Origin of the sequence: Nocardia yunnanensis (assembly GCF_003626895.1) — a bacterium.
GTDB lineage: Bacteria > Actinomycetota > Actinomycetes > Mycobacteriales > Mycobacteriaceae > Nocardia > Nocardia yunnanensis.
Window position 1 is genome coordinate 455,613 of the sequence record NZ_CP032568.1, and the last position, 25,352, is coordinate 480,964.

Sequence of the window (25,352 nt, forward strand, 5' to 3'; positions counted from 1 at the left end):
GCCGCATGCCGTGACCGGACGGAACGAGCTGCTCATCGAGGCTCGGCAGCGGATGGAATCCCCCGGAGCGCCGGGACAATCGATGACTCGCCGGGAGTTGGCGGATGCCGTCAACGACCACGTCTTCCGGGCCACCAGCAAGCGCGGGGCCGTCGACGAACGACACGTCGGAAAGTGGGAGCGAGGCGAAACGACATGGCCCAGAAAGCATTACCGCGCTGCCCTGCGGGCGGTGCTGAACGTGGCGACCGACGCCGAACTCGGCTTCCGCACGCCGGTGCACGCGGCGGATGACGCGAGCGTGAACCGCAAGCAGTTTCTTTCCAGCGCGCTGGTGGTGACCACCGGCGTGGTGCTGTCGAATAGCGCGCCGACCGAATCCGAGCTCGTCGAGACCATGGCCGGGCCGACCGCCAACTACCGCCGCATGGAGTCCTCGGTGCCGTCGGATCGGCTGGCGCCGGTGGTCGACGCGCACCTGAACCTGGTGGCGGGTGTGGTGCGGGATCGGCTGCGGACCTCCGGGGGTTTCCGGGCGCTGTCCGAGATCGCCGGGCTCGCAGCGTGGTTGGCGGCCGATCGGGGCGATGACGCGGCGGCGCGGCGGCGGTATGTGGAGGCCATCCGGCACGCGGAGCGCACGCATCATCCGCTGCTGGTGTCCTACATGACCGCCAGTCTCGGGCACTACGCGGTCGAGATGGGCGATGCCCGAGCGGGTTTGGGCCTGTTGCGCACCGCGGCCGGGCAGTTGGGGCGCGATGCTCCCGACAGCGCCGGGGCCTGGATGTCGTCGCTGCTGGCGGTGGCGCACGCCGCGATCGGGGACCGTGCCGCCGCGCTCGCGGCGCTGCGGCGGGCCGAACGGCTGGTGGATCGGCAGCGCGGGGAACCGCAGTGGCCGTGGGTGTTCGCCTTCGACGGACCGAAGGCCGCCCGCTATCAGGCCAGTGCGCTCACACGATTGGGCGATCACCGGGCGGCGCACATCGCCTTCCAGAACGCGGATGCGGCGCTGACCGCCGAGAAGCCGCGCGCCCTGGCGCACGTCGAGCACGCCCGGGTGCTGGCGCGCTCCGGGGATGTCGAGGGCGGTTGCGCGCTCGCCGCGGACGCGCTGCTGGTCGGGCTCACCTATCACAGTGAGCGAATCACGCGGCTGGCCAGGGCATTTCGCGCCGACCTGCCGGCGCGTACCGTCGAGGCCAGGGCACTCGACGAAGCCCTCGCCACCCTCTACGGACGAGACGATCAATGACGAGCGTCGCCATCACCGGCCATCGCGGTCTGCCCGCGGACACGCTCGCCCTGGTGGACCGGGCGCTGCGGGCGGAGGTGGCCTTGCGTGTTCGTCCCGGCGGGCCGCCGCTGATCGGGGTGAGCTGTCTGGCCGACGGCCCGGATTCCCTGTTCGCACAGGCGATCCTGGATGCCGGCGGGCTGTTGACGGCCGTCGTGCCGGCCCGGCGCTACCGAGACAGTCTGCCCGCGAGCCATCACGCCGACTACGACCGCCTGCTCGCGGCCGCCGCCCTGGTCATCGAGCTGAATCGCGAGGAGTCGAATTCCCGGGCGCACCAGGCCGGAAGCCTGCGCATGCTCGACGAGGCGGCGGAGCTGCTGGCGGTCTGGGACGGTCGGCCCGCCCGGGGGCCCGGCGGGACCGCCGATGTGGTCGCCACCGCCCACGAGCGCGGCATCCCGGTCACCGTGCTGTGGCCGCGGGGCGCCCGGCGGCCGTGACTTGACCTCAACGGTGGTTGAGGTAACAGGATGAGCGAACGGGCTGGTGACGGCCCGGCCGCGCGTCCCCGCCGAGTCCACGTACACCCCTCGGCGGGGACGCGGGAGTTCGCGCGCACGCTCGCGGGGCAAGGGACATCGGGGCGTTTCGCCCGGTGCCGCTCGGCGGCGCGGGGGGCGCTTACGCGTAGGGTCGAAGGCGACCGACCAGCTATTCCATAGCCGCGCCGCGCAATTCACGGGGAGAGGACACAGCATGTCGAACGGGGACGCCGTCATCGTCGCGGTGGACGAATCGGCCGGGTCCGCGGTGACCTGGGCCGCCCACACCGCCGCCCTGCACCACGCGCCCCTGCACCTGCTGCGCGTCCTCGAGATCACCCCCGACGCGGGGCTCGGCCTGGGCACCACCCTCACCACCGAGGATTACGCCCGGCTCGAGGACCACGCCACCTGGCTGCTGGAGACCGCCGCCGCCGAGGCCGCCAAATCCGAACCCGGCCTCACCATCACGACCGAACTCGCCACCGGCACCGTCCTGCCCACCCTGCTCGAACGCACCCGCGGCGCCCGCATGCTGGTCGGCGGGGCGCGCGGCGGCGGCACGCTGCGCCGCGCCCTGCTCGGGTCGGTCAGCTCGGTGCTGGCCCGACGCTCGCACTGCCCGTTCGTGGTGGTCCGCGACGGCGTCGACCTGCCGCCCGACCTGCCCACCCGCCCGATCCTCGTCGGCGTCGACGGCACCAAGATCTCCGAACCCGCCATCGGCGCCGCCCTCGACGAGGCCACCGCCCGCGGCGTCGCCGTCATCGCCCTGCACGCCGAAGGCGCCTCCGACGACCCGGAAATGGACGCCCTCGATGACTACGTCCTCGGCGAAAGCCTCGCCGGCTGGCAAGAGCGCTACCCCAATGTCCGCATCGACCGCGAAACCACCCACGACTCCCCCGAACGCGCCCTCCTCGAACTCTCCACCGGCACCCAACTCCTCGTCGTCGGCACCCGCGGCCGAGGCGGCTTCACCAGCAAGGTCTTCGGCTCCACCAGCCAATCCCTCCTGCTCTCCGTCCAAACCCCCATCATGATCGCCCCCACCCCCTAATACCTGCTACCAGCACGACCGTACGGCTCGGTAGTCTGACCCAGACGCCCCCGTAGCCCAATTGGCAGAGGCAGTGGACTTAAAATCCACCAAGTGTCGGTTCGAACCCGACCGGGGGCACGTACAGCATCTACAACATTCGCGCCCGGTCGGTCACCGGGTCCTCGTACTCCGCCACCGACTGATTGATGCGACGCTGCAGAATCCGCTGCGCTCGGCTTCCACTGATAGTGATCGGCTCGTTCGCCGCGAACAGCGGCACCTCGACCTTCTCCAGCTCCCGCTCGATAGACAGACCTTCGTACGTGCGACGAGCAACACGAGAGGCAGACTCGCAGATCACCGCGGCTACGCGGAAGTGAGAGGATCAGATCTCGAGTTCAGCGTGGTCTTCGTGACGCCGCCGCAGTTCGAAGAACTCTCACGGCTTTCACCGCATACCGCATGAGCGCTGAAATTGTGCGGCATGGCTATCCGGAACAGAGCGCCCTGATCAGGGCCTGGGCCACAGACCGACGCCACAGGGACACAACCAGAGCCCGAAACAGCGATCACGGGGTGCTAGCACACCGAGACACCCGAGGAGACCGAACCAGACCCACTGACATAGAGGTTCGACGCCCGGAAATCTTCGGCCCGGGGCGGCAGCGTGTAGCAGCGATCGCACCCGGGCCTCCGCCCACCGCATGCAGCAGCAATCAGTCAGGGACGGCTCGACCCATCCTGTACTCGGCATCGGCGGATAGAATCCGCCGCAGATCGAAGTATGGTGGCGGGCCCAGGAATTCGAGCACTGGCCGGGCAGTCCGCAGGTGTCGTGCCGCTATTTACGCACCACGTAGCGCAGATGCAAGACGCCGGGATCCTCCAGTGTGCGTACCAGTTCCAGTTCTGTGTGCTCGGCCGGCAGTCCATCGAAGAGTCGTCGGCCGCGCCCGAGCAGGACCGGCCGTAGCTGAATGTCGATCCTGTCGAGCACGCCTGCCTTCAGGGCCTGCTGACCGGTGTAGGCGCCGTGCATCATCACGTCCCGCCCGCCCGCGGCCGCCTTGGCCTGTTCGACACAGGCCGCGATGCCCTCGGTGACGTAATGCACTCGCTCGTAAGGGTTCTCGGCCGGAGGCCGGTGCGTCGGCACGAAGATCGGCACTCCGTCGTGGTGGTCCCCGCCCCAGTAACCGGCGAAGTCCCCGGTCCGTTTCCCCGTGATCACCGCGCCGGTTGCCATGGCCTCGTCGAACACGAGCCGGCTGTTGGCGTAGGTGGGGCGGAAGGTGTGGGGAACACCCGCGTCGGACGCACCTCCGCCACTGAGCCAGTCCATCAACCGCATCCCATTCGTGCCGGCGGGGTTCTCGGCGTTGTCGTCCGGCCCGGTGATGAACCCATCCAGCGACATAGCCATGGTCAGGAACACTTCAGACATTGCATTGCATCCTTCACGTCCGGTCGGCAATACGCGTTAGGACGAAGCGGGCGCCGGAAACTCATCGCAGCCGCGCCGGTCCGATCAACTCCTCGGGTCACACGAACACGCCGATCCACCTCACATCACCGGCGACTACATCCGCGACGAAGACGAACCGGTCCGATACATGCACGCACTGTTCGAACTCTACGAACAGCAATCAGTCGACACCGCCTTTTGGCACACCTTCGCCAGCTACCACGCCCCCTACAACCCGAACCCGCGATTCGACCTCGACCTGGCCTCTTTCGGCGTCTGCAAAGTCATGAACGACGGCACCCTGATTCCCAAACGCGCCTTCCACGCCCTGGCCACGATCTGTACCCAGCCGACTACGCCCTGAACTGCAACGATGGGTGGACGGTATCGGGCATCTGTCCGATACCGCTCGGAGTTATTGCCTGGCAACGTGACTGACGTCAAGAAGTCGATCACAAGGAGTCGGTATTCGATGCGAAATCTCCGTAGCACCGTGTCGGTCGCGATAGCGTTGGCAGCCGTCGGAGCGGCCTGGAACGCCCCGGCGGCGTCCGCCGAGATCGGGGTCCAGCTGATGATCTCCGACGGTGTCATCGGCACCGGGTTCGGCACCGGTTGCACCTACAGTGTCGTCGCCTACGGCACCGAGCTCGACGCCATGAGTTTCTACGACAACGGCCTGCGGTTCGCCGTCACGCCGGGTGGTCAATCCACTCAGGTGGCACGGTGGACTCCGACCACGGTCGGCACCCACGAGATCAAGATCACCCAGAGCTTCGACTCCAAGAGCATCATGCTCACCGTCGGCACCGGCCTCAATGCCGGCAGCGTCTGCCAGGCGATCTAGGGCCCACCACCGCTGTCGACGCTTCACACCCCCGCAGGCTCGGTGGCCGAAAGCCCAAGCTTCGCTGCGTGTTCCGAGGGAGGCAAGTACACAACGCTGCTGTCACAGGATTACGCACACGCACGTCTGCGGATCCCTCCGCGGCGCCGTGACGACGTTGTGCCGCACAGCGCTCGCCTAGCGCGCAGCCGTCGATGAGACATCACAATCGCCCCACCAGACCGAAACCTTCCACCAGAAAGGCAATTTCATGATCAGCCGAGTAACCGGGCTCGCCGTCGGAACACTGGCCTGCGCGGCCGCGCTGCTGGGCACTGCACCCGCACAGGCCGACATCGCAGGACCGAACTCCACCGAAACACACACCGGGTCCCCGGTGAGCGATGGCAGCGGTTCGTCCACACAGACGATCACCTGCACGATACTGCGACTGATAATGCTCAACCAGGGCCCAGCCCAGTGCCAGTAAACCCCCAGGGGGCGGGCGCGGCGTGACGCTACACGGCTCGGGTCCTGGCCGCAGGCCGTGCACCCGCTGATCGACGTACGGGAGGTACGACCCGGCGAAATCGACGGGTCGGCTGCGCGCAAACGCGCAGTGACAGAAGGAGTTTGACTCGTGACGAGTAACGTGAAATCGAAGGCTGTTCTGGCCGGTACCGTCGGAGTGGCGCTGGTCTTGTCCGGCTGTACCACCGCGGGGGACAAGGATGCGGGCGCGAGTGCGGGAACCACGACCGGATCGGTGACGGTTTCCGCTGCAGCCACCAGCATGGCGCCGAATTCCGTTGATGGACGGCAAGAACCGACCCCGAGCACCGAAACGCCCGCGCCCGCAACGCAAGCGCCCGGGAGCGCGTCGACCACGGCGCAGTCGCAGACCTCGGTACCGGCGATGTGGAATCCGTGCGGGATCGCCGACGCCGACATCGCGCATCAGGGGCTACGACCCGAGAGCAAGCAGGTCGTCGACGGATCCGACAGCGAGCCGGGTTGCCGCTGGCACTCGGCCACTGACGCCTTCGAGGTGACCATCTCATCCACTCACCAGAGTTTGCAGGAGGTCAAGCAGTCCGGCCGCTACACCGATTTCGCCGCGGTGCGCGCAGCCGGACACGACGCCACTCGATACCGTGCGGTCCAGGACACGAACAAGATCGGCTGCTATGTGAGCATCACGGTGGCGGGCGGGCAAACGGTGTTCGTGACCAGGAACCTCAAATCCGACGCCCTCGAACCCTGCAGTGTCACCCAACGTATAGTCGAAGGGCTGACCAGCTACCTGAACTGACGAGCCGACCGGCAAAGCAGTCCCCACGCAGCCCATCGCGCGTCATCGCCCGTGAGCGTCCTTCGTTGCAGTCAGGGATCGCTCTCCCGAGCAGCCGCTTTGATTCCGGCGTCGGCGGTCAGAGCGTGGATATCGAGTCTGGACTGAACGCACTGACCGCCCTGCTCGGCGTAGCCCTCACCCCCGCCACTGCCGCCCCTGCGTCTGCACCGACTGTCCCCGTGGCCGACTCCGGCTCCTCCAGCCTCTGGGACGGCTCCGCCCACATGTCCGCCCCAGGCCAATCGATTGTCACCGGCCTCGCCGTCCTCTTCTGCGGCCTCGCCGCCCTGGCCCCCGGCAGCAGCGCAATCTGCGCCATGGACCTCAACCCCCGGGTCCTGACCTGACCGGCCCCCCGAATGCCGGGCTGGTCCTCGCAGCGCTGGCCGAGGCGGTTGCAGTGCGGCGGGTGGCCGCCGGAATCATCACTGTCGCAGTGCCATTCGTGACGGCGGCAATGATTTGGGCCGCCATGCACGCGGACACTGGAACTTCTTTCTCGAGCCGGTTGGTCAGCGGCCTAGTAAGCGGATAGTCGGCAGAGGATCAGAGCGCCGACATCTGTGGTTCGCCAAGGATCTTCAGTCCGACCTGCGAGGCCAGCCAGGTGGCTCGTTCGGGATGGAACTGCTCGGCGTGGATGTAGAGAGTGTGGTCGGCGCTCGGCACCTCCGGGTAGATGCTGCGTGCGTTGAGACTCACCGTGATGAAGGCGCACCGGCACGTATTGCCCAGCCCGAGTTCGGGTACAGGTGGCCAGGAACTGAAATCCCATCGGGCAGCCACCATCTCACCACCGGCGGCCTCCAATACGGCTTCGACCGATTCCGGTTCTAGACACCACTGTCGGAGGTGGATCGGCAGGCTCTCGTATGGATCGTCGCCATTATCCGACGACGGGACCGAGGCACAGGGATCCCATCAGCAGTGAGCGGCCGGCGCCGTAGGGGCGGAAGATCAAGCAGCTGTGAGGTCTGACGACCAAGTGAAAACCGAGTGACCCTGGGGTATGGCAAGATCGTTTCGACGCCGGGCGTTCCGGTGGATGTTCGACGGGGGAATTCCATGAAACGATCGGTTCTACTGGTGTGTGCGGCTGCGGGCGTTCTCGCCTCGGCAGCCGGATGCGGTTCGGCGTCCAAGGAAACCGGAACGCCGGTGGCGATGAGCACCAGCGTCGCGACGCCAACGACAACCGCTGATCGCGCCGCGGGCTTGGGAGTTGCATCCAAGACGGCCTGCTCTGCGTTCTTGGCCAAGAGCCAAACCGACAAAGAGGCTCTGCTGCGGCAGATCGCCGCTGAGAACCCGGGCTGGCATACGTCCAGTGTCGGCGAGCTCGGCGTCTCGTGGGCGGAGATGAACTGTAACGGCAAGGGCGATCAAGCAATTGGGGTCGCACTGGATGTCAACCCGTCAACCGAAGTGCACGCCAACAATGTCGCCGACATGACCTGTCATGATTTCCTGATTCAGGACACCGACGACGACACGGGTATCGCTCTGATGCAACAGCTGAGGACCGAGAAGCCCGGCGTGGGAGCGGTCGGCCCATTCGGGTTGTTGGTCGAGGTCCGCCTCGAATGCAAGAAGCCGGGCGCGGACACCAAACCACTGTCCGCAGTAGCCAAATAGCGATGCATTGGTCAGGTTGTCTGGGATTTGAAGCGGCTGTGGAGTGCGCTGAAGAAGTGATCGTCTGGGTTGCCGAACCAGGGCAGGTCCAGTTGCCGTCGGGGAGATCGATTTCCATTCCGGTGGCGGGCCAGGCGAGGACTCGCCGTAACCCGTCGCCCGGCCGACCAGGTGCCCTGACTATGTGCTCAGAACCGGCGACATCGGCGCGCTCGCAATGACTCGATCCGCCGGGCCACCGGCAGATCGGCCGAAGTTCGCGAATCTGTGAGCGCTCACGGTAGTTCGCGCCGAAAGGTTTCGGGAGTCAGCGTGTCGGTGGGGTTCTCTACGCTGCGGTGTATGAACCGTTTTCGGAACGATACGCGCCGTGATTCGGCCGGGGTGGTGTGAGAAGTGTTCAGGCTGGAGAGCGAAGTTGGGGTTTCGTACAGTCAGGTTTATGTCGAAAGCGTTGTAGGGGGCGTCAACTCGCGTATGGACGAGGCGTTCGCTGGGCAGCGGTCGGGGCTGTGTGGGGCGGCGGTGGCTGGCGAGCTCTTTCTGGTTACCGGGCTGCACAGTGGGAGGGTTGGGTTCACTGTTGAAGTGCACGATCAGGCTCCGCCGTTGGATGCGGCGTGGGAAGACGTCGTGGAGGTCTCTTTTTACCCGGTCTCGGGGCAGAGTTTTCTGGTGCAGTGGGCGGGCGAGAAGTCCTGGGAATTGGATTTGCGGGAGGGGATCGACTATCGGGTGCGGTACTGCGCGATGGGTATGGATCGGGCACGCGAACAGGACGTCCGGCTCGACGGCGAGCCGGTCGTGGACCGCTATCTCCTGCAGTTCTGGCCTGCGCCGCCCGAGCCGGACCGCGTCGTGCGACAGACCTCCCAGGCTGCGGCTCGCTCTCACGAATATGCCTGCAGGCAACCGGATTTCGAATCCGAAGTGCGAACCGTCATGGCGCAACGACGGGCATTGCTCACCACTGGAATGGTCGAATCCCGCGATGCCGAGTCGCCGCAGCCCATCACCGGCATGGTTGCCATCGGCCATGAGGCCGACCCCGATTTCGTCCGTGGACAATTGGCATCGCTGGCTTCCTATCCCCCTGCGCTGCACTGGGATTGGGTTGCCGCATTCGAGACCCAGCATGCTCGCGAAGACCGCGTCGGTTTCCTCCGAGCGTTCCTCGAAGAGATTGGAGAGCGCGCCTTCGACCTCGGAACTGTCTTGGCAGTACTGGATTCCGGTAGCCACTACTACCTGACCTTCGTGATACCGTCCCAGTTCGAACAGCTCTCACGGCTCACGGGGCAGAAATCGGGTGTCGAAAGCGTCCGAATCGGTTGCTGGACGCCGCGCATGCACCCGAAACAGAGCGAGGCGATCCGAGCCTGGGCCCGAGCCAATGCCCCCAGGTTCTCGGCAGCGCGGGGCCGGGCGAGCACGTCGCCGCCCATAAGCCTCGAAGAGGAGGCCGAGCCCGACCAACACGCCTGACGTCTATTTCGATCCGGTGTGCCCTTCCAAGGAACGGTGCCGGGCTTCCGGTTGCGGGAGCCGGTGCAGGACCGATAGCAGGTCCTCGTGATTGATCCAGCCGATGATTGCGGTGCGGTCGCGCGTGGAATCCGCGCCGCGGTTACCCCGTATCCGGGCGGGCACGGCAGGATAGAACGGGTAGCGGAATGCCGAGTTTGCGGAGGTGGTCGTGTTGGCGAAGGATGTTGCGGTCGGCGAGTCGGCCGATGAGATCACCGATGCGCTGCTCGCCGCCTCCCGCCTGCTGGTCGCCCTGTCCGCGCGGTCGATCGCGTTGGTCGACGAGACCATCACGATTCCGCAGTTCCGGACCCTGGTGATCTTGTCCACGCGTGGACCGCTGAAGGGTGTCGCACTCTCGAACGCGCTCGACGTGCAACCGTCGACCACGGCGCGGATGGTCGACCGGTTGGTCTCCGTCGGCCTGGTGAACCGCAAGCAGAATCCGGACTCGCGACGCGAGTTGATCATCGAATTGACCGCGCTCGGCCACCGCATCGTCGATCAGGTGACCGCACACCGGCGGCGCGAGATCGTCGCGGTAGTGGAACGGATGCCCGAGCGCGATCGCTCCGGCCTCGTGCGAGCGCTCACCGCGTTCACCGTCGCGGGCGGCGAACCCCATCGCGACCTCGACGTCGACAGCTATCAGCTCTGATCCGGACTCGGGAATCACCACGTCTTCCACGCTTGATGCCGAGCGGTGGGCGCCGGCGATTGCCGACGGCATCGCGGGCACACCGGCTCCGCGTCGCCGCGAACGCTGGTGACCCAACGTGAGCAGCGTCGGCACCGACCGGTGACCGGCGACCCCATGAATCCGATCAGGCCGACGGTCAGCATCGCGAAGGTGGCGGCCAGATAGAGCCCGGCGATGGTGAAGGCAACGATGTCGAGTGTCATGGGCTCTGCTCCTCGAAGCGGGATCCGGTATGCGCCCGAGCCCTCGGCTTGGTCGGCGTGCCCGGCCGTCCTGCCATCGAGGCGCACCGACCAATCTAGCAAACATCAGCACTATGCAATAGTTGCCATCTGCCACACTTTGGTTTCGGTTTCGCCTGTGCTCGTTGATCTTTCGATCGATAGCCCGGTCACGGCCGGCTTGCGAACCTTTGAACGCGGGTCTTGGCGACATCGAGTTGGGCGCCGTCGATGCCGGTCGGGGTGAGGTCGGGGACGGGGAGGGCGCCATGGTCTACGAGGAAGAAGTGGGGCTCACCGGGCGCGAAGTTGCCCCTTCGTCACGCGGGCTGAAACAGCGCTCGTCCCGAGTAGAGAGCCGTGACGCGACTTCCCCAAGCCGACGACAGATGCGCACATAATCATGTGAGGATGGGTAGAGCTAGATCAGAAGGAGTCACTGCGATCGGAAGGAAGACATCTCATGAGCATGTCAGTACATACGACGCATACCGGTCATGACCACGCACACGGTGAGGGCTGCGGCCACGTAGCCGTACCCCACAACGACCACACCGACTACCTGCACGACGGCCACCTCCACCGCGCGCACGACGGCCATTACGACGAATGCGAACCAACCGCGCACACCGCCCACGACCATCACGATCATGTGCACGGCGAGGGCTGCGGGCATGCCGCGATCCCGCACGGCGACCACGTCGACTACATCCACGACGGCCATCGCCACGCCCAGCACGACGGCCACTACGACGAGCACTGACCAGCGTCAATTATTGTCCGCGACAACAGTATTCGCACCCAGACATCCGAAACAACGAGCCTCACGCGCGATAGTGGTTGAGCTTGTACCGTCCGAACCGGTCGGCGCGAGACACCCCAGGCCCTTCATTCGGTGGCACACCAGCGAGGGCGACTCGGACAAAACCCCTCGCTCATGTGCCACTCAGCGAAGGGGGAGTGGCTTGGCGAGTGTGCCGATGGCCCTGCCACAGTCCGGGCGCCGGGTTTCCCAGGGTCGCCTTCGGTGGCTGATGCGGCTGGGACACGAGGCGAAGGCGTCGACGGGTGGGGGTTGGGCTGCGAGGATGTAGCGATGGTCGATCAGGATTCGCCGCGGGCGTTGCGCAGCGACGCGACCTCGACGTATGCGCTTGCCGGGTTGATCGGGGTGGGGATCGTCGCGCAGGCGTGGCTGGCGAGTGCGGTGGGGCGGGTTGGGCGGTTGGAGACTGCCACCACGGTTTTCGTGGGGGTGTTCGTGCAGGCGGTGCCGTTTCTGGTGCTGGGTGTGGTGATCAGCGGCGGTATCGCCGCGTTCGTTTCGCCTGCCCTGTTGCGGAAGGTGTTGCCGCGCAACGAGACCGCGGCGATCGGGGTGGCGGGGTTGGCGGGTATGGCGTTGCCGGGGTGTGAATGCGGTGTGGTGCCGGTGGCGCGGCGGCTGATCGATCAGGGGGCGCCGAGTCCGGTGGCGCTGGCGTTTCTGCTGTCGGCGCCGGCGATCAATCCGGTGGTGCTGATCGCGACGGCCGTCGCGTTTCCCGGTGAGCCCGGCATGGTGTGGGCGCGATTCACCGGATCGCTGGCCACTTCGATCGTCATGGGTTTGCTGTGGTCGCGCGTCGGACGCCCGGAGTGGATGCTGCCGCGCCACGACGAGCATCGGCACTGCGCCGCCGGCCGCACCCGCTGGGAGGTCTTCACCGAGGCGGCGCGGCATGATCTGTTGCAGGCCAGCGCTTTTCTGGTGTTCGGCGCCGCGGCCGCGGCGGCGCTGCACGTGCTGGTGCCGCCGGCCTGGTACGAACGACTGGGCGGGCAGATGGTGGTGGGCGTCCTCGTCATGGCGGTGCTGGCCATCGTGCTGGCCCTGTGCTCGGAGGCCGACGCCTTCGTGGCTTCGAGCATGTCGGCGCTGCCGCTGCTGCCGCGCCTGGTGTTCCTGGTCGTGGGCCCCGCCGTCGATGTGAAGCTGTTCGCCATGCAGGCGGGCAGTTTCGGACGCCGGTTCGCGATCCGCTTCTCGCCGTTGACCTTTGCCGTGGCCGTGGTGTGCGGCACGATCGCGGGTTACCTCTGCCTCGGGGGCGCACGATGAGAATGAATCGCGAAACCCAGAATCTGCTGCTGGTCCTGATCGGCGGCGCGGTGCTGTGGACCGCGCTCGACGGCAACTACCAGCGCTACGTCAAACCCGGCCTGTTCCCGTTCCTGATCGCCAGCGGTATCGGGTTCGTGCTGTTGGGCGGGATCGCGATCGTCCGCGACCTGCGTCGCGGCCCGGAACCCGATGAGCACCACCATGGTTCGGGGCGCGCGCAGTGGGCACTGCTCGCCCCGGCCACCGCGCTGTTGCTCATCCCCCCGCCCGCGCTCGGCGCCGCGGCCGTCACCACCTCGTCCCCGATTCAGGTGGCGCCCACGGCCGCCGGGCAACCGGAGCTCGAAGCCTTCCCTCCCCTACCGAACGATCCCGCGCCCACCGTCTCCCTCTACGACCTGGTGCAGCGCGCGCTCTTCGACTCCACCCACTCCCTCGACGGCCGCGAGGTGACCATCACCGGCTTCCTCGTCGGCATGGGCGCCGACGGCCAACCCCGCCAGCCCGGCGGCACAGTCGATCTCGCCCGCATGCTCATCACCTGCTGCGTAGCCGACGCCCGCTACATCTACGTCCACCTCTCCGGCCGCACCGAACCCTTCGACGACGACTCCTGGCTCGAGGTCCGCGGCACCGTCGACCCCGGCAGCGCCACCCGCGACCACGGCAAGGCCCCCACCTTCCGCGTCACCGACTACCACCGCATCCCCGCCCCGGCCCGCACCTACGAACTCCCCCGCTAGCGCGACTTACGGTGTCGGCGTCCAGGTCTGGTAGCCGGGGGTGGCGCCGCGGACCTGTTCGCCGGCGGGCAGGAAGCGGCCCGGGCCCCATTGTGCGCCGAGGCCGGGGGCGAATTCGCCGTCGCGGTAGACGATGCAGCCGTTGACGATGGTGGCGGTGACAGCGCGGTCGCTGCGATTGACCATTCGGCGCAGGCCACCGTATTCGGGAATCTCGCGCTCGGACAGTTCGTGCACGTCCCGGTCGAGGCCGGCCGGATCGATGATGGCGATGTCGGCGCGGTCGCCGACGCGCAGGTGGCCGGCGTCGAACTGGTACCAGTCGGCGAGTTCACCGGTCAGCCGGTGTACCGCGCGTTCGGTGGTGAGGAACGGTTTGCGTTGCGCCTGAGCTGATTTCACGCGTTCGAGCAGGCGCACGTGATAGTTGTAGAAGGCCATGTTGCGCAGATGCGCGCCGGCGTCGCCGAAGCCGAGGTGAATTGCGGAGTTGGCGGCCAGCTTGTCGAGATACTTCGGTCGATGGTTGGCGATCGTGGTGCGCCAGCGCAGCTTTCGGCCGTGCTCGAGCACCAGATCCAGGAAGGCGTCCACCGGATGAATGCCGCGTTCGTCGCCGACCTGCCCGAAGCTCTTCCCCGCCAGGGTGCCGTCCGGGCAGTCGACGATGGTGGCGTCGTAGAGGTTGCGATGCCAGATCTTGGGTGAGAATTTGTTCTCGTAGTCGCGGCGGAACCAGCGCCGATACTCCTGCGACCGCAGCAGTTCATTGCGTTCGAGCTGATCCTTGATGTCGAGTGCCGCTGCCCCGGAACCGAATTCCTCGAACACGACCAGATCGATGCCGTCGGCGTACACCGTGAACGGCACCGGCAGATGCTGCCAGTGGAAGTCCCCGCGCAGCAGCTTGTTGAGCACGGGTGCGCCGTAGAGCATGAAGTAGATCAGCGGCGGGTACGCCTTGGAGTCGGCGGCGGCCAGCAGCGACACCTTCAACTGTTTGCGGAAGCGACCGGCCGCGGCCAGGAAGAACTTGTGGATGTTCGGCGTCAGCGAGATCTCGGGTGTGCTCTGCAAGATCCGCCCCCGATCGCGCAGCACCTTGTTCAATCGCCGGAATTCCCGCCGTTTCACGAAAGTGGTCGGCAGCGAACGGGATCGGTACAGGTCGCCGTCGAGCTTGTCGATCCAGTTGGTGGTCGCGGACATACCGAGGAAACCGGCGTCCAGGGCTTCCTCCAGGAGCGCGACCATGCGCTCGAGCTCCGCCGCGGTCGGCGTCGCCTCGGCGTCCACCGCGCGGCCCATGCCCATGACCGCCACCCGCATATCCGACTGGCCGAGGAAAACGGCGATATTGAGTCCGAGCGCGAGCTCGTCGACGGCCTTCGCGTATTCGCTTGGCGTGGACCAGGTTCGATGCCGGTCGAGGGCGCCGATCACCACATCCCGCGGCACCGCCTCGACCCGGCTGAAGATATCGGCGCATTCGGTGTTGGACGCCATGATCGTGGTGAGCGAACAGTTTCCGATGACGGCGGTGGTGACCCCGTGCCGCACCGATTCGGTGAGCGCCGGGGCGGCGAGCATTTCGACGTCGTAATGGGTATGCACGTCCACGAACCCGGGCACGACCCATTTGCCGGCGGCGTCGATCTCCTCGGTCGCGGGTGCGCTCAGCGGCGCCGCGCTGATCACGACCACTTCACCGGCGACCACGCCGATATCCGCCGTGCGCGGCGCGGCCCCGGTTCCGTCGAACCAGATCCCGTTGCGCACGATCAGGTCGTACTTGACGTTGGCAGCCACCCGAAGTCCTCTCGCACCGTGCACCGATGCATGTTCCCGAGCTGCCCGGACGGCAGCTGATTTTCCCGTTGTGACGTCGCGGATCAGCCATCCAGCGATCTCGGAGAGTTGACGAAACTCTTCGTAACACATAAAACAATGCATGACTGCATTGAAATTCGCAAGGCCGCGGAGGGCGCACCACGTGACTACACCCGGACAACTCGTGTTCGCGTTCGACGAGGTCGAGATCGCGGCACTGACCTGGGGAGAGCCCGGCGACCCGGTCGCGCTGCTGGTCCACGGATTCCCGGACAGCGCGCGGACCTGGGACGTCGTGGGGCCGGCCTTGGCCGCGCGCGGGTATCACGTCGTCGCGCCGTTCACGCGCGGCTACGCGCCCACCTCCCTCGCCGCCGACGACGACTATTCGATCGGCTCGCTGGTCGCCGATATCGTGCGCGTTCATCACGCGGTGGGAGCCGATGCGCGAGCCGTCCTCGTCGGCCACGACTGGGGCGGGGCAATCGCCAGCGCGACCGCCAGCGCCCACCCCGAGCTGTTCCGGCGCGCCGTTCTGATCGCCATACCCCCGCTGTCGGCGATCAAGGCACTGTTCTCGCCACGCCACACCGCGACGCTCGCGCGACAGCTGCCCCGCAGCTGGTACATGAGCGTGGTCTCGACGCCCCGATCGGAACTGCTCGGCCGCCGACTCGTCTCGACGCTGTGGCGACGGTGGTCACCCGGCGCCGATCTCGACCGATACCAGGGTTACGGGGCAGCCGCTCTGCACGACCGGGCGCGCCTGCGCGCGGCGTTCAACTACTACCGCGCGGTGTGGAATCCGCTCTACCGCAAGAACTCCGGGCACACCCGCACCCAGCGGCTGGCCTTCCGCGACCCACGCATCCCGACCCTGCTGCTCCAGGGCGCCACAGACACCTGCGGCCTGGAGGCCACCGGCGCGCACGCGCTGGACCATCTGCCGCCGGGCAGCCGCCGCATCGTGGTGCCGGCGGCCGGCCACTTCACCCACCTCGAACAACCCGATGCCGTCATCGGGCACATCGTCGACTATCTCGCCGAGGGAGCACCCCGTGAAATTCCGTAAGAAGTCCCGTTTCCCGATGGATGCGGTCGACATCGGCCCGTTGCAGCTCAAGGCCCGCCGGGTCGAATTCGACCTGAATTCCACTCCGCTGCACTGGATCCCGGGTCATGCGGTGGCCTCGCACGCGGTCAGCGCCTACCATCTGCTGTTCCCCGAGGTCGAACGGTTCTTCATCGAAGCCTTCCGCGAGGCGCTACCCGAGGTCCGGGATCCGCGTCTGCGCGACGACATCCTGGGGTTCATCGGCCAGGAAACCATGCACGCCAATGCGCACGAGGAGTCGCTCGGCGACTATTTCCAACGCAATGGCATCGATCCCGCACCGCTGCTGGAACATTCGCGATACCTGCTCCGGTTCGCCGCCACCGGCGAGGAGGTGACGGTCGCGGCCGATCGGACCGCGCTCTCGGCGATTCTGGACGTGCGCCCCGACGCCACCTTCAGCTGCCGGCAGGGCTTCTGCCGATCCTGCGCCGTGCGCGTGCTCGACGGCGCCCCGGATCACCGATCCACCGCATTGAGTCCCGCCGAACTGGAACAGGGATACTTCCTTCCATGTGTTTCGCGATCCGACGACTGCCTGACCCTCGATCTGTAGGCCGCGCATGAGCACCGCGAGCATGCGGCAGCCGCGAAACGAGAACGGCATCAACACCTATCGCCGCATCGTGGAGGCCGCGCTCGAGGTCCTGGCGACCCGCGGCTGGCGGCATGCCAGCGTCGCCGAGGTCGCCGAACGCGCGGGCGTCACCCGCGGCGCGGTGCAGCATCATTTCAAGGATCGCGAGGGTTTGTTCACGGCCGCGGTGCAGCACATCATGGACGAGCGCATTCGCCGGATCGAAGCGCTCCAGGACGTCGATCGCGCCCCCGGCACGGGCACGCGCGAGATCGTCCACACCGTCGTCGAGTTGCATCAGGGCCAGGCCTTCACCGCCGCCCTGCAACTGTGCATGGCCGCCGCCGACGACCCCGTCCTGCGCTCCCGGGTCGCGGCCATGGAACTCGAGGTCGGCGCCCGCGGATTCTGGGCGCTGATCGAACTGCTGCGTCTCGACGGCAAAGAACAGAAGGTCCGCACCACCGTGCAGGCCTTCCTCGATTCGGCGCGCGGTCTCGGCCTGGCCGGCATCCTCAACGACGATTCGCGCCGTCGTGCCCAGGTCACCGACCGTTGGGTGGAGATGCTCGACGAACTTCCGCGCTTCGGTTGACGCCGCCGGGCGGGCAGGAGTGGGACCGGTGGCGGGCGTTTGTGGGTTCGGATCGCGGGTAGGCGAGGGAGAGGTCGGCACCCGACCGCGGCGCGGTTCCGCGCCGAACCGAAAGGCTGAAGAACATGACCACTTTCGGCACCGATACCCGCACCATGACGCCGGTGCAACTGGCGTCACTGGCGGTGGGCGCGGTCTTTCTGCTCGTGGGGGTGCTCGGCTTCATTCCGGGCATCGTCACCGATTACGACATGCTGAGCTGGGCCGGACATCACTCCGGCGCGGAACTGTTCGGGCTGTTCCAGGTGTCGGTGCTGCACAACATCGTGCACCTGCTGTTCGGCGTGGCGGGGCTGGCGGCGGCGCGGACCGCCAATACCTCGCGGCTGTTCCTGCTGGTGGGCGGCGTCATCTATCTCGTGCTGTGGATCTACGGGATGGTCATCGACAAGAGTGACGACGCCAATTTCGTCCCGCTCAACACCGCCGACGACTGGCTGCATTTCGGCCTCGGTGTCGGCATGGTGCTGCTGGGCGCGGTACTGCCACGCGTGGCCACCGGAGCCACTCGTGGTCCCATCGGCGGCTCCACGCTGAGATGAGCCCGATGACCGAACCGACCGCGGTGGCACTGGTGTGCACCCTGAAGAAATCACCCGCACCGTCCAGCAGCGACCTCATCGCTCGCCAGGTGCTCGACGAACTCGCGACGCACGGCGTCGAAGGAACCACCCTGCGGGTGGTGGATTTCGATATCGCGCCCGGGGTGGAGGCCGAGGCGGGGCCCGGAGATCAATGGCCCACGATTCGCACCGCCATCCTGAACGCGGACATCCTGCTGGTCTCCACGCCGACGTGGCTGGGACACATGTCCTCGGTCACGCAGCGGGTATTGGAACGACTCGATGCCGAGCTGTCCAATACCGACGACGCCGGCCGCCCGGTGCTCACCGACAAGGTCGCGACGGTGGCCGTCGTCGGCAATGAGGATGGCGCGCACAAGATTTGCGCCGATCTCTTCCAGGCCCTCGACGACCTCGGGTTCAGCATCCCCGCGCAGGGCTGCACCTATTGGAACGATCAGGCCATGGGCAGCACCGACTACCGGGACCTCGACGAGCCCCCGGAAGCCGTGGCCGCCGCGACCGCCACCCTGGCCCGCAATGCCGCGCATCTGGCCCGCCTGCTGGCCGACCAGGGCTATCCGGGCGAGAAGGAGTAGCCGAACAGCCTTGGCGGCCAGACAATTTCGGCGGTTCGCCTCAGGCGAACTTGCCGGGATTGGCCGCCACGGCACGGCGGAGCACCGGCCGGTCGGCGCGATACGCGCCGACGATCGACTCCAGTTCGTGCGGACTGGCGCCGTGCATGATCACCGAGTGGCAGCCCAGATCGAATTCGCCGGCGATCTTCTTGACGCATTGTTCCGGCGTGCCGTAGGCGGCCGAGGTGAGCCATTCCTCGGGCATCATGGCGTCGAGCCGTTGCAGTGTCTCGAAGGACGCGGACGCGTCGATGGGTCCGGCCGCGGCGGCGGCCTGGAACAATTGAGTCCCCCGAATTCGCTCCCACGCCTGGGGATCCCACCCGTTGGCTGTGATGAGGATGTCGGCGTAGGCCTGCAGATAGGTGATGAGCCGCCCGGTGCGGCGGCGCAGCTGATCCTCTTCCGACAGTGCGTCGCCGGCGGTGGCCAGGCACGACCAGATGCGCACGCTGTCGGGATCCTTGCCCGCGCGTTCCGCGCCGCGGCGCACGGCCGCAACGGAATTGGCGGTCGCCTCGTCGGAGAAGAAGGTGTGCAGCACGACGAAGTCACCGATCTCCCCGGCCAGCTCCAGGGTCTTGGGACCGACCGCGACGAACCCGATGGGCGGCGCGTCGTCGAGCCCGTTCTGGTGGTAGAGGACCGGCCATTTCCCCGCGGGCCCCTCGTGATTCACGATCGTCTCGCCCGCCCAGAGCCGGCGCAGAATGCCGACGAAATCCCGCAGTTGCGCCTCGGTCACGGCGGGCAGCCCGATGGCCTTCCAGTTGGCGGCCATGCCGCGACCGAACGCCATGGCGTAGCGACCCTCGGTGATGGCCTGCATGGTCGAACCCATGGTCGCGGTCACCATGGGGTGGCGGGTGTGGTGATTGGTTGCGGCCGCGGCGATTCCGAGCTGGGTGGTGCAGCCGGCCAGCCCGCCGGAGAGGACAGCGGAGTCCTTCACGGTCATGCGTTCGCCGATCATGCACGAGCCGAGGCCGATACGCTCCGCGTCCCGGGCCTCCGGGAGCAGAACCCGGGCGTCGGCGGGGTGGCGGGTGATGCAGTAGTAGGCCAGTTCGTTGAGTTGTTCGATCACGAGATATGCGCTTTCCCAGAGGTTTTCGAAGCGGTCGGAGGCGGTGTCAGGCGCCGAGGTCGGCGAGCATCCGCTCGACGATCGACCGGTGGTGCAGCAGCACCTCGATATCGCCGGGTCGTTCCATCTCCCCGAAGTGGATCTGCCGGCCGCCGGCGCGTAGGAAGACGACGGCGTAGTTCAGCGCGGCGAACATCGTGTACCAGGTGAGGTCGCCGAGCCGCACACCCGAGTACGCGGCGTAGGCGTCGAGGACGTCCTCCTCGCGCATGAAATCCGGCATGCCGGGCAGGCCGAAGGTCTCGGCGATGCCGTGAAACACGCGATGCCCGAACAACATCCACGCCACATCGAGTTCCCGCGGGCCGAGGGTCGCCATCTCCCAGTCGAGCACCGCGACCGGCACGAAATCCCGGTACATGACATTGCCGAGGCGCGCGTCACCCCAGGACAGCACGGTCTCGCCGGGCTCCGGCAGATTGTCGGTGAGCCACTTCAGGATTCGCTCCACCAACGGCGACGTGCCGGTATCGCGGACGGAGAACTCGTACCAGGCCCGGGCGCGGTTGAGGTTGCGCTCGAGCAGGCCGGCACCGGGGTGGCTCGGGGCCAGGAACGCGAAAGTGGTTGCGGCGTCAGGGATCGCGTGCAGCGCGGCGAGGGTCTCGATGGTGCTGTCCTGGACTCGGCGCTGTTGCTCCGGTGTGGCGTCGAACAGCCAGTTGTTGCCGAAGGTGTAGGGCATGACATCCGGCGGCACCAGCCCGTCGACGCGGTCCATCAGCAGAAACGGCGTGCCCAGCACGTCACCGGTCGGTTCGAGGAATCGCACCCGCGGCACGCGAATATTGCTGGCCGCGGCCACGATTCGCATGACCTCGAACTGGTGCGGCAGGTTGTAGTGCTCGTAGACGGGGAAGTCGCCTGGGGCCGGCACGACGCGCGCGATCAACTCGGCGGCCCGCTGCCGGTCATCTTCGCGCCAGGTCAGCGTCAGCGTCAGCGTCTCGGCCGACATGCCGTTGCTGTCGATCCCGGATCCCAGCGTCAGCGCCGGATCGGCCCCGGCGGGCAATTGCGTTGCCAGCCAGGCGGTGAGGCGCGGGATCAGGGCGGCGGTGTCGCGGCTGCTGCGTTGCAGCCGCATGCCCTGGTCATCGGGAGACGGAGACATGGGTCACTCCTGACGGGATTGCGAAAGCTGGAGTAACAGTGGACCTCCCGCCCCCAATTGTCAACGAGGGTTCTCAAAGAATGGATGTCAGTGCAGGTAGGCCGCTATCGCATCGACCAGGCAGTGGCGCGCGGCGGCCACCTCGGCCGGCGCGGACAGCCGGCGCTCGTTATTGATGCCGCGCATGGCCATCGGAATCAGGCTGCGCACGCGATCCACCCTGTCCGCCTCGAGGTCCAGGTCGGCCAGCGCGTATTCGAAGGCCCGCAGCCACACGTCCTCGTACCGAGCCAGGGCCGCAGTGGTCAGCGGAAAGGCCGCGAGGCGTTCCGCGCGATCATTGGGCAATCCACCCCGCAGCGTCTCGACCGCCCGGCCCTCCGGTTTGTCGAGGATCGTCCAGATCGCGTCGACCATCTCCGCCACCCGCTGCCGGACCGTCCCGGTGATCCGCAGCCAGGGATCGTTCGCGCCGCTGCGATCGGTCAATTCCTCCAGCACCGCCGCCCACAGCCCGTCGATATCCCCGAACTGGTGCTTGAGCGTCCCCCAGCTGACCCCGGCCTCCTTGGCCACCCGATTCGCCGACAGCGGTTCGCCGCCGCCGTCCGCCAGGCACCCGATGGCGATGTCCAGCAACCGCTGCCGGGTCTCACGGCCCTTGCGATTGAGCCGAGTGCCCGCCGCCGACTGCCTCGCCGCACTCGCCTCGGTCATCGCCACATCCGTTCCTCGCATCCCGCCATCCCGGAATTCCGCCCTGACGATAACCGGGCCCGGACACGACGAAGACCCCCGGCACGTCCGGTGCCGGGGGTCGAGGTCGCGACGATCAGAACCCGAAGGAGCCGGTGCCCGAGGAGCCGGTGCTCGGCTTGGTGCCGCCGCCACCGTTGCCCGGATCCGGGGCCGCGGCCACGGTGACCGACTTGGTGGTGGTCGAGCCGGCCACGCCGGTGCGACCGGAGAAGGTCGCACCGATGGTGTAGGTGCCCGCCGCGCCCGGGGTCCACACGATCGTGGCCTTGCCGTTCGCGTTCACCGGGATGTCGCCGAGGACGTTGTCGCCGGCGGTGAAGTGGATGGTGCCGCCCGCGGCCGCCGGGGAGACGGCCGCCTCCAAAGTGACCGCGTTGCCGACCTGCACGTTGCTCACGTCGGTGAGCGTCGTGGTCGACACGGCGTCGCTCGAGACGGTGATGGCCGGGCCCTTGTCCGTGTAGTTGCCGCTGCCCAGCGAGCCGCTGTAGTCCATGGAGGTCGCCAGCGGGGTGTCGCGGGCGCAGTTCACGCCGACCGTGTACTTCACCTCGAAGGTCTGCGACTTCGGCGAAATGTTCGGGTACACCGGGTATTTGGTGATGCCGAACGAGGCGCTGACCGCACCCGGATCCGAGGTGTCGATCGAGACCTGGTCGCCGCCCATCTTGCCCGAGCCCGCGACCGGCGTCAGGCAGGCCGGGTGCAGGTCCTTGATCGAGTAGATGTATTCGACCGGGATGCCGGTGCGCTCGAACTTCGTCGTGACGGTGACGGTGTCGCCGGCGACCGGATTGGTGTTGGACACCGTGCGGGTGAACTTGCTGTTCCCGTCACCCCAGGTGACCGTGCCCGAGGCGGCCGCGGCCGTGCCCGGCATCATGACCGCCGCGAATCCGGCCGTCACCGCGAGCGCGGCCACCGACCCGGCCGCTCGCTGAATCCTGCTGTCCACCATAGTTTCTCCCACGCGTGCCGGATGCCCCCCGACATCTTCGTCGAGGCGCTGGTGCACCCGGGCTGGCGAGCATTAGATCATGGTCAATCGTCCAGTGAACACTGTTTTGAAATACCTGCAATTCAGATATTCGTATTCGCTGACCAGGCCGCGACCGCACAAGTCCCGCCCACCCGCGGGTGAGCGCGGCGGGTCCACGAAGATGGGGTGCGATAACCCGAGTACAAGGAGAAGGCGACAGTGGAACGTATCGGTGTGATCGGCGGCGGGACCATGGGTGCCGGCATTGCCGAGGTGGCGGCGCGCGCGGGCGCGACGGTCCTCATTCTGGAACGCGATGCCGAGGCGGCCGCGGCCGCGGGCACGCGGATCGAGAAGTCGCTGGCCCGGGCGGTGAAGTCCGGACGCCTCGAGCAGGCCGACGCCGACGCCGCGCGCGGCCGGGTCACGCTGACCACGTCGATCGACGACTTCGCCGACCGGGAGCTGGTGATCGAGGCCGCGCCGGAGATCGAATCGCTCAAGGCCGACTTCTTCACCAAGCTCGACGCCATCGTCTCCCCCGAGACCATCCTGGCCACCAACACCTCCTCGATTCCGGTGATCCGGCTGGCCAATGCCACCGCCAACCCGGGCCGCGTGGTGGGCGTGCACTTCTTCAACCCGGTGCCGGTGCTGCCGCTGGTCGAGATCGTGGTGACGCTCAAGACCGACCGTGAGGTCGTCGACAAGGTCACCGCCTTCGCCCGCGACGTGCTGGGCAAGCGCACCATCGAGTCCAAGGATCAGGCGGGCTTCATCGTCAACGCCCTGCTGATTCCCTACCTGTGCAATGCGATTCGCATGTTCGAGACCGGCTTCGCCAGCGCCGAGGACATCGACGAGGGCATGGTCAGCGGCTGCGCGCACCCCATGGGCCCGCTGCGCCTGACCGACACCGTCGGCCTCGATGTCACCCTCGCGGTGGCCGAATCCCTCTACGCCGAATTCGGCGAACCGCAGTACGCGCCGCCGGTCCTGTTGCGACGCATGGTCGACGCGGGCTACCTGGGCCGCAAGACCGGCCGGGGCTTCTACACCTACTGAGCCGCCCAGGCCCACCGATTCACGTGAAAGTCCGGTCGCCGCAGAGATATCCGACGGCGACCGGGCTTTCGGCGTTCGGACGCACCGCCGAAGATCACATAATCACCTCGATCGACGGAAACGTCCCAAAAAATCGGCGCGGTTGGTTTCTCTTGTCGCAGCAGTGAATCCGACCCACAGCAAGGACACGCCGTGCACGCTCGCAACCTCGTCGCCGCTCTTGCCGCGCTCACCGCCACCGCGACCTTCACCGTGACCGCCGCCGCCGACGCGCGGGCCGCCGATCCGCTCAGCGTCGACACCGCCGTCGCGGCCAATGGCAATGCGGTGATCGGGATTTCGTATCAGTGCGCACCCGGGCTGCCCGCTCAGCTGTCGGTCACGGTGCGCGAAACACCCTACGTCTCCCCCGGAGTCAGCGGCCCCGGCATCAACGGGTCCGCCCTGGCCCCCACCCTCTGCATCGGCCAGCCCCAGCAGACCACCGTGTCGGTCAACCCGGTCCAGCTCTTCGGCGACCCGGCCGAATTCCAGTCCGGTTCCACCACCGACGTGACCGTGACAGTCCTGGCCCTCACCCCCAACTCGCCGCTCATCACCGCCCGGAAACACTTCCCGCACCTGGGCTGACCGGCTCGGCGGTGGTCGACGCGGGCCGGCGTGGCGGGCGGGAAGCGTTATCTACGATGGTCGCGTGAGTGCTGGGTGTTGTCGCCGCCGGCCGGGTGGGCGGTGACCGTCGTCGGGGCGGTCGAGTTGATCGCGGTCGGCTTCGCGGCCGGATTGGTCAGCGTGCTGGTCAGTCTGGCGTCGCTGGTGTCGTACCCCGCGCTGCTCGGCATGGGGCTGCTGCCCGTCGCGGCGAATGTCACCAATACCGTGGCGCTGATCTTCACCGGTGTCGGCGCGGCCGCCGGGTCGCGGCCGGAACTGGCCGGCACGCGGCGCACCGTGCTGCGGCTGGGGGCGGTCGCGGCGGTCGGGGGCGCGGTCGGGGCCGCGCTGCTGCTGATCGCGCCCGCCTCGACCTTTCAGCTGGTGGTGCCGTTCCTGATCGGCGGGGCCTCGGCGTTCCTGCTGGCGCAACCGCACCTGGCCCGGCGCCGGCAGCGGTCGGGCGACGCCGGGAAGGGCTGGCGCACCGGGCTGTTGGGGATACTGCTGTTCGGCGCCGCCGTGTACGCGGGGTATTTCGGTGCGGCGGGCGGGATTCTGATCTTCGCCATCGTCTCCGCCATGTATCCGGAGTGGTCGCCGCAGCGCGCCAATGCGGTCAAGAGCGTCACCTCCATGTGCGCCAATGGCGCCGCGGCCATCGGGTTCGCGTGCTACGGGCCGGTGCACTGGGTCTTCGTCGCGCCGCTGGCGCTCGGCTTCCTGCTCGGCGGCCGGGTGGGACCGGTGCTGGCGCGGAGGCTGCCCAGCAACAGCCTGCGGGTGATCGCCGCCGGATGCGGCATCGCGCTCGCGGTGAAATTCGCGGTCTAGCAATGCGGAAGCGCCCGC

At 67.3% G+C, this 25,352-nt stretch carries 30 protein-coding genes and 1 tRNA gene; 22 read left to right on the plus strand and 9 right to left on the minus strand.

Annotation, left to right across the window (positions count from 1 at the left end):
- Positions 1–10: 10 nt before the first annotated feature.
- From D7D52_RS02060 to D7D52_RS02075, 4 genes are all read left to right on the plus strand, one after another.
- Positions 11–1,258 carry an NsdA family TPR-like regulatory protein gene (locus D7D52_RS02060; RefSeq protein WP_222932767.1) on the plus strand — a complete coding sequence of 416 codons (1,248 nt, stop codon included), beginning with the start codon at positions 11–13 and terminating at the stop codon, positions 1,256–1,258.
- The gene (locus D7D52_RS02065) at positions 1,255–1,743 is read left to right on the plus strand and encodes a hypothetical protein (protein ID WP_120734795.1); all 489 of its coding nucleotides are present in this window, start codon (positions 1,255–1,257) and stop codon (positions 1,741–1,743) included. The genes D7D52_RS02060 and D7D52_RS02065 overlap by 4 nt, the downstream gene beginning before the upstream one ends.
- Before the next feature lie 256 nt (positions 1,744–1,999).
- Complete coding sequence (locus tag D7D52_RS02070) at positions 2,000–2,845, plus strand: universal stress protein (RefSeq protein ID WP_120734796.1); 846 nt, start codon at positions 2,000–2,002, stop codon at positions 2,843–2,845.
- A 46-nt stretch (positions 2,846–2,891) separates the two neighbouring features.
- A tRNA-Leu gene (locus D7D52_RS02075) sits at positions 2,892–2,965 on the plus strand.
- A 10-nt stretch (positions 2,966–2,975) separates the two neighbouring features.
- On the opposite strand, the gene D7D52_RS02080 is transcribed toward D7D52_RS02075, so the two are convergent.
- Positions 2,976–3,188 carry a hypothetical protein gene (locus D7D52_RS02080; protein WP_222932768.1) on the minus strand — a complete coding sequence of 71 codons (213 nt, stop codon included), beginning with the start codon at positions 3,186–3,188 and terminating at the stop codon, positions 2,976–2,978.
- A gap of 480 nt (positions 3,189–3,668) precedes the next feature.
- Positions 3,669–4,271 (minus strand): dihydrofolate reductase family protein, encoded by a 603-nt coding sequence (locus D7D52_RS02085; protein WP_120734797.1) that lies wholly within the window; start codon positions 4,269–4,271, stop codon positions 3,669–3,671.
- A 169-nt stretch (positions 4,272–4,440) separates the two neighbouring features.
- On the opposite strand from D7D52_RS02085, the gene D7D52_RS02090 reads away from it, so the two are divergent.
- The 4 genes from D7D52_RS02090 to D7D52_RS02105 all read left to right on the plus strand — a co-directional run bounded on the left by D7D52_RS02090 (position 4,441) and on the right by D7D52_RS02105 (position 6,819).
- Positions 4,441–4,656, plus strand: a complete 216-nt coding sequence (locus tag D7D52_RS02090; RefSeq protein WP_120734798.1) for a hypothetical protein — start codon at positions 4,441–4,443, stop codon at positions 4,654–4,656.
- Between the two features lie 108 nt (positions 4,657–4,764).
- On the plus strand, positions 4,765–5,139 hold the full coding sequence (locus D7D52_RS02095; protein WP_162958129.1) for a hypothetical protein: 375 nt from the start codon (positions 4,765–4,767) through the stop codon (positions 5,137–5,139).
- 667 nt (positions 5,140–5,806) lie between these two features.
- Entirely contained in the window at positions 5,807–6,430 is a 624-nt protein-coding gene (locus D7D52_RS02100; protein ID WP_162958130.1) for a DUF3558 family protein, read from the plus strand.
- Between the two features lie 125 nt (positions 6,431–6,555).
- On the plus strand, positions 6,556–6,819 hold the full coding sequence (locus D7D52_RS02105) for a hypothetical protein (protein ID WP_120734801.1): 264 nt from the start codon (positions 6,556–6,558) through the stop codon (positions 6,817–6,819).
- A 199-nt stretch (positions 6,820–7,018) separates the two neighbouring features.
- Here D7D52_RS02105 and D7D52_RS37510 read toward each other — a convergent pair whose 3' ends face one another.
- Positions 7,019–7,174: a hypothetical protein gene (locus D7D52_RS37510; RefSeq protein ID WP_162958131.1), complete on the minus strand. Its 156-nt coding sequence runs from the start codon at positions 7,172–7,174 to the stop codon at positions 7,019–7,021.
- A 294-nt stretch (positions 7,175–7,468) separates the two neighbouring features.
- Here D7D52_RS37510 and D7D52_RS02115 point away from each other — a divergent pair, with 294 nt between their 5' ends.
- The 3 genes from D7D52_RS02115 (at position 7,469) to D7D52_RS02125 (ending at position 10,292) form a co-directional block, all read left to right on the plus strand.
- A complete protein-coding gene (locus tag D7D52_RS02115) occupies positions 7,469–8,107 on the plus strand; it encodes a hypothetical protein (RefSeq protein WP_162958132.1) in 639 nt (212 codons plus the stop codon).
- Positions 8,108–8,503: 396 nt separating this feature from the next.
- Positions 8,504–9,592 carry a hypothetical protein gene (locus tag D7D52_RS38490; RefSeq protein ID WP_187703100.1) on the plus strand — a complete coding sequence of 363 codons (1,089 nt, stop codon included), beginning with the start codon at positions 8,504–8,506 and terminating at the stop codon, positions 9,590–9,592.
- A gap of 211 nt (positions 9,593–9,803) precedes the next feature.
- Positions 9,804–10,292, plus strand: coding sequence for a MarR family winged helix-turn-helix transcriptional regulator (locus D7D52_RS02125; RefSeq protein ID WP_120743725.1), 489 nt, complete (start codon positions 9,804–9,806; stop codon positions 10,290–10,292).
- Positions 10,293–10,306: 14 nt separating this feature from the next.
- On the opposite strand, the gene D7D52_RS02130 is transcribed toward D7D52_RS02125, so the two are convergent.
- On the minus strand, positions 10,307–10,537 hold the full coding sequence (locus tag D7D52_RS02130; protein WP_120734804.1) for a hypothetical protein: 231 nt from the start codon (positions 10,535–10,537) through the stop codon (positions 10,307–10,309).
- Positions 10,538–11,024: 487 nt separating this feature from the next.
- Here D7D52_RS02130 and D7D52_RS02135 point away from each other — a divergent pair, with 487 nt between their 5' ends.
- From D7D52_RS02135 to D7D52_RS02145, 3 genes are all read left to right on the plus strand, one after another.
- Positions 11,025–11,318, plus strand: a complete 294-nt coding sequence (locus tag D7D52_RS02135; protein ID WP_120743726.1) for a hypothetical protein — start codon at positions 11,025–11,027, stop codon at positions 11,316–11,318.
- A 333-nt stretch (positions 11,319–11,651) separates the two neighbouring features.
- Positions 11,652–12,656, plus strand: a complete 1,005-nt coding sequence (locus D7D52_RS02140; RefSeq protein ID WP_120734805.1) for a permease — start codon at positions 11,652–11,654, stop codon at positions 12,654–12,656.
- Positions 12,653–13,402: a TIGR03943 family putative permease subunit gene (locus D7D52_RS02145; RefSeq protein ID WP_246023598.1), complete on the plus strand. Its 750-nt coding sequence runs from the start codon at positions 12,653–12,655 to the stop codon at positions 13,400–13,402. Before D7D52_RS02140 ends, D7D52_RS02145 begins: the two co-directional genes overlap by 4 nt.
- Positions 13,403–13,408: 6 nt before the next feature.
- Here D7D52_RS02145 and D7D52_RS02150 read toward each other — a convergent pair whose 3' ends face one another.
- A complete protein-coding gene (locus D7D52_RS02150) occupies positions 13,409–15,211 on the minus strand; it encodes an N-acyl-D-amino-acid deacylase family protein (RefSeq protein WP_246023599.1) in 1,803 nt (600 codons plus the stop codon).
- Positions 15,212–15,395: 184 nt separating this feature from the next.
- On the opposite strand from D7D52_RS02150, the gene D7D52_RS02155 reads away from it, so the two are divergent.
- The 5 genes from D7D52_RS02155 (at position 15,396) to D7D52_RS02175 (ending at position 18,740) form a co-directional block, all read left to right on the plus strand.
- Positions 15,396–16,304 (plus strand): alpha/beta fold hydrolase, encoded by a 909-nt coding sequence (locus tag D7D52_RS02155; RefSeq protein WP_162958133.1) that lies wholly within the window; start codon positions 15,396–15,398, stop codon positions 16,302–16,304.
- Entirely contained in the window at positions 16,291–16,902 is a 612-nt protein-coding gene (locus tag D7D52_RS02160; protein ID WP_246023600.1) for a metal-dependent hydrolase, read from the plus strand. Before D7D52_RS02155 ends, D7D52_RS02160 begins: the two co-directional genes overlap by 14 nt.
- A 7-nt stretch (positions 16,903–16,909) precedes the next feature.
- Positions 16,910–17,518 (plus strand): TetR/AcrR family transcriptional regulator, encoded by a 609-nt coding sequence (locus D7D52_RS02165; RefSeq protein WP_120734809.1) that lies wholly within the window; start codon positions 16,910–16,912, stop codon positions 17,516–17,518.
- 125 nt (positions 17,519–17,643) lie between these two features.
- A complete protein-coding gene (locus D7D52_RS02170) occupies positions 17,644–18,120 on the plus strand; it encodes a DUF4383 domain-containing protein (RefSeq protein ID WP_120734810.1) in 477 nt (158 codons plus the stop codon).
- Between the two features lie 5 nt (positions 18,121–18,125).
- Positions 18,126–18,740 carry a flavodoxin family protein gene (locus D7D52_RS02175; protein ID WP_187703101.1) on the plus strand — a complete coding sequence of 205 codons (615 nt, stop codon included), beginning with the start codon at positions 18,126–18,128 and terminating at the stop codon, positions 18,738–18,740.
- Between the two features lie 40 nt (positions 18,741–18,780).
- Here D7D52_RS02175 and D7D52_RS02180 read toward each other — a convergent pair whose 3' ends face one another.
- The 4 genes from D7D52_RS02180 to D7D52_RS02195 form a co-directional block, all read right to left on the minus strand.
- Positions 18,781–19,866 (minus strand): TIGR03857 family LLM class F420-dependent oxidoreductase, encoded by a 1,086-nt coding sequence (locus D7D52_RS02180; protein ID WP_120743728.1) that lies wholly within the window; start codon positions 19,864–19,866, stop codon positions 18,781–18,783.
- A gap of 49 nt (positions 19,867–19,915) precedes the next feature.
- Positions 19,916–21,043, minus strand: coding sequence for a phosphotransferase family protein (locus tag D7D52_RS02185; protein ID WP_246023601.1), 1,128 nt, complete (start codon positions 21,041–21,043; stop codon positions 19,916–19,918).
- A gap of 87 nt (positions 21,044–21,130) precedes the next feature.
- Positions 21,131–21,760: a TetR/AcrR family transcriptional regulator gene (locus D7D52_RS02190; RefSeq protein ID WP_120734813.1), complete on the minus strand. Its 630-nt coding sequence runs from the start codon at positions 21,758–21,760 to the stop codon at positions 21,131–21,133.
- 115 nt (positions 21,761–21,875) lie between these two features.
- On the minus strand, positions 21,876–22,760 hold the full coding sequence (locus tag D7D52_RS02195; RefSeq protein WP_120734814.1) for an Ig-like domain-containing protein: 885 nt from the start codon (positions 22,758–22,760) through the stop codon (positions 21,876–21,878).
- A 240-nt stretch (positions 22,761–23,000) separates the two neighbouring features.
- Between D7D52_RS02195 and D7D52_RS02200 the strand changes: the two genes are divergently transcribed.
- The 3 genes from D7D52_RS02200 (at position 23,001) to D7D52_RS02210 (ending at position 25,334) form a co-directional block, all read left to right on the plus strand.
- On the plus strand, positions 23,001–23,846 hold the full coding sequence (locus D7D52_RS02200; protein WP_120734815.1) for a 3-hydroxybutyryl-CoA dehydrogenase: 846 nt from the start codon (positions 23,001–23,003) through the stop codon (positions 23,844–23,846).
- 192 nt (positions 23,847–24,038) lie between these two features.
- Positions 24,039–24,476 carry a hypothetical protein gene (locus tag D7D52_RS02205; RefSeq protein ID WP_120734816.1) on the plus strand — a complete coding sequence of 146 codons (438 nt, stop codon included), beginning with the start codon at positions 24,039–24,041 and terminating at the stop codon, positions 24,474–24,476.
- A gap of 102 nt (positions 24,477–24,578) precedes the next feature.
- Positions 24,579–25,334: a sulfite exporter TauE/SafE family protein gene (locus D7D52_RS02210; RefSeq protein ID WP_120743729.1), complete on the plus strand. Its 756-nt coding sequence runs from the start codon at positions 24,579–24,581 to the stop codon at positions 25,332–25,334.
- The last annotated feature ends 18 nt before the right edge of the window (positions 25,335–25,352 follow it).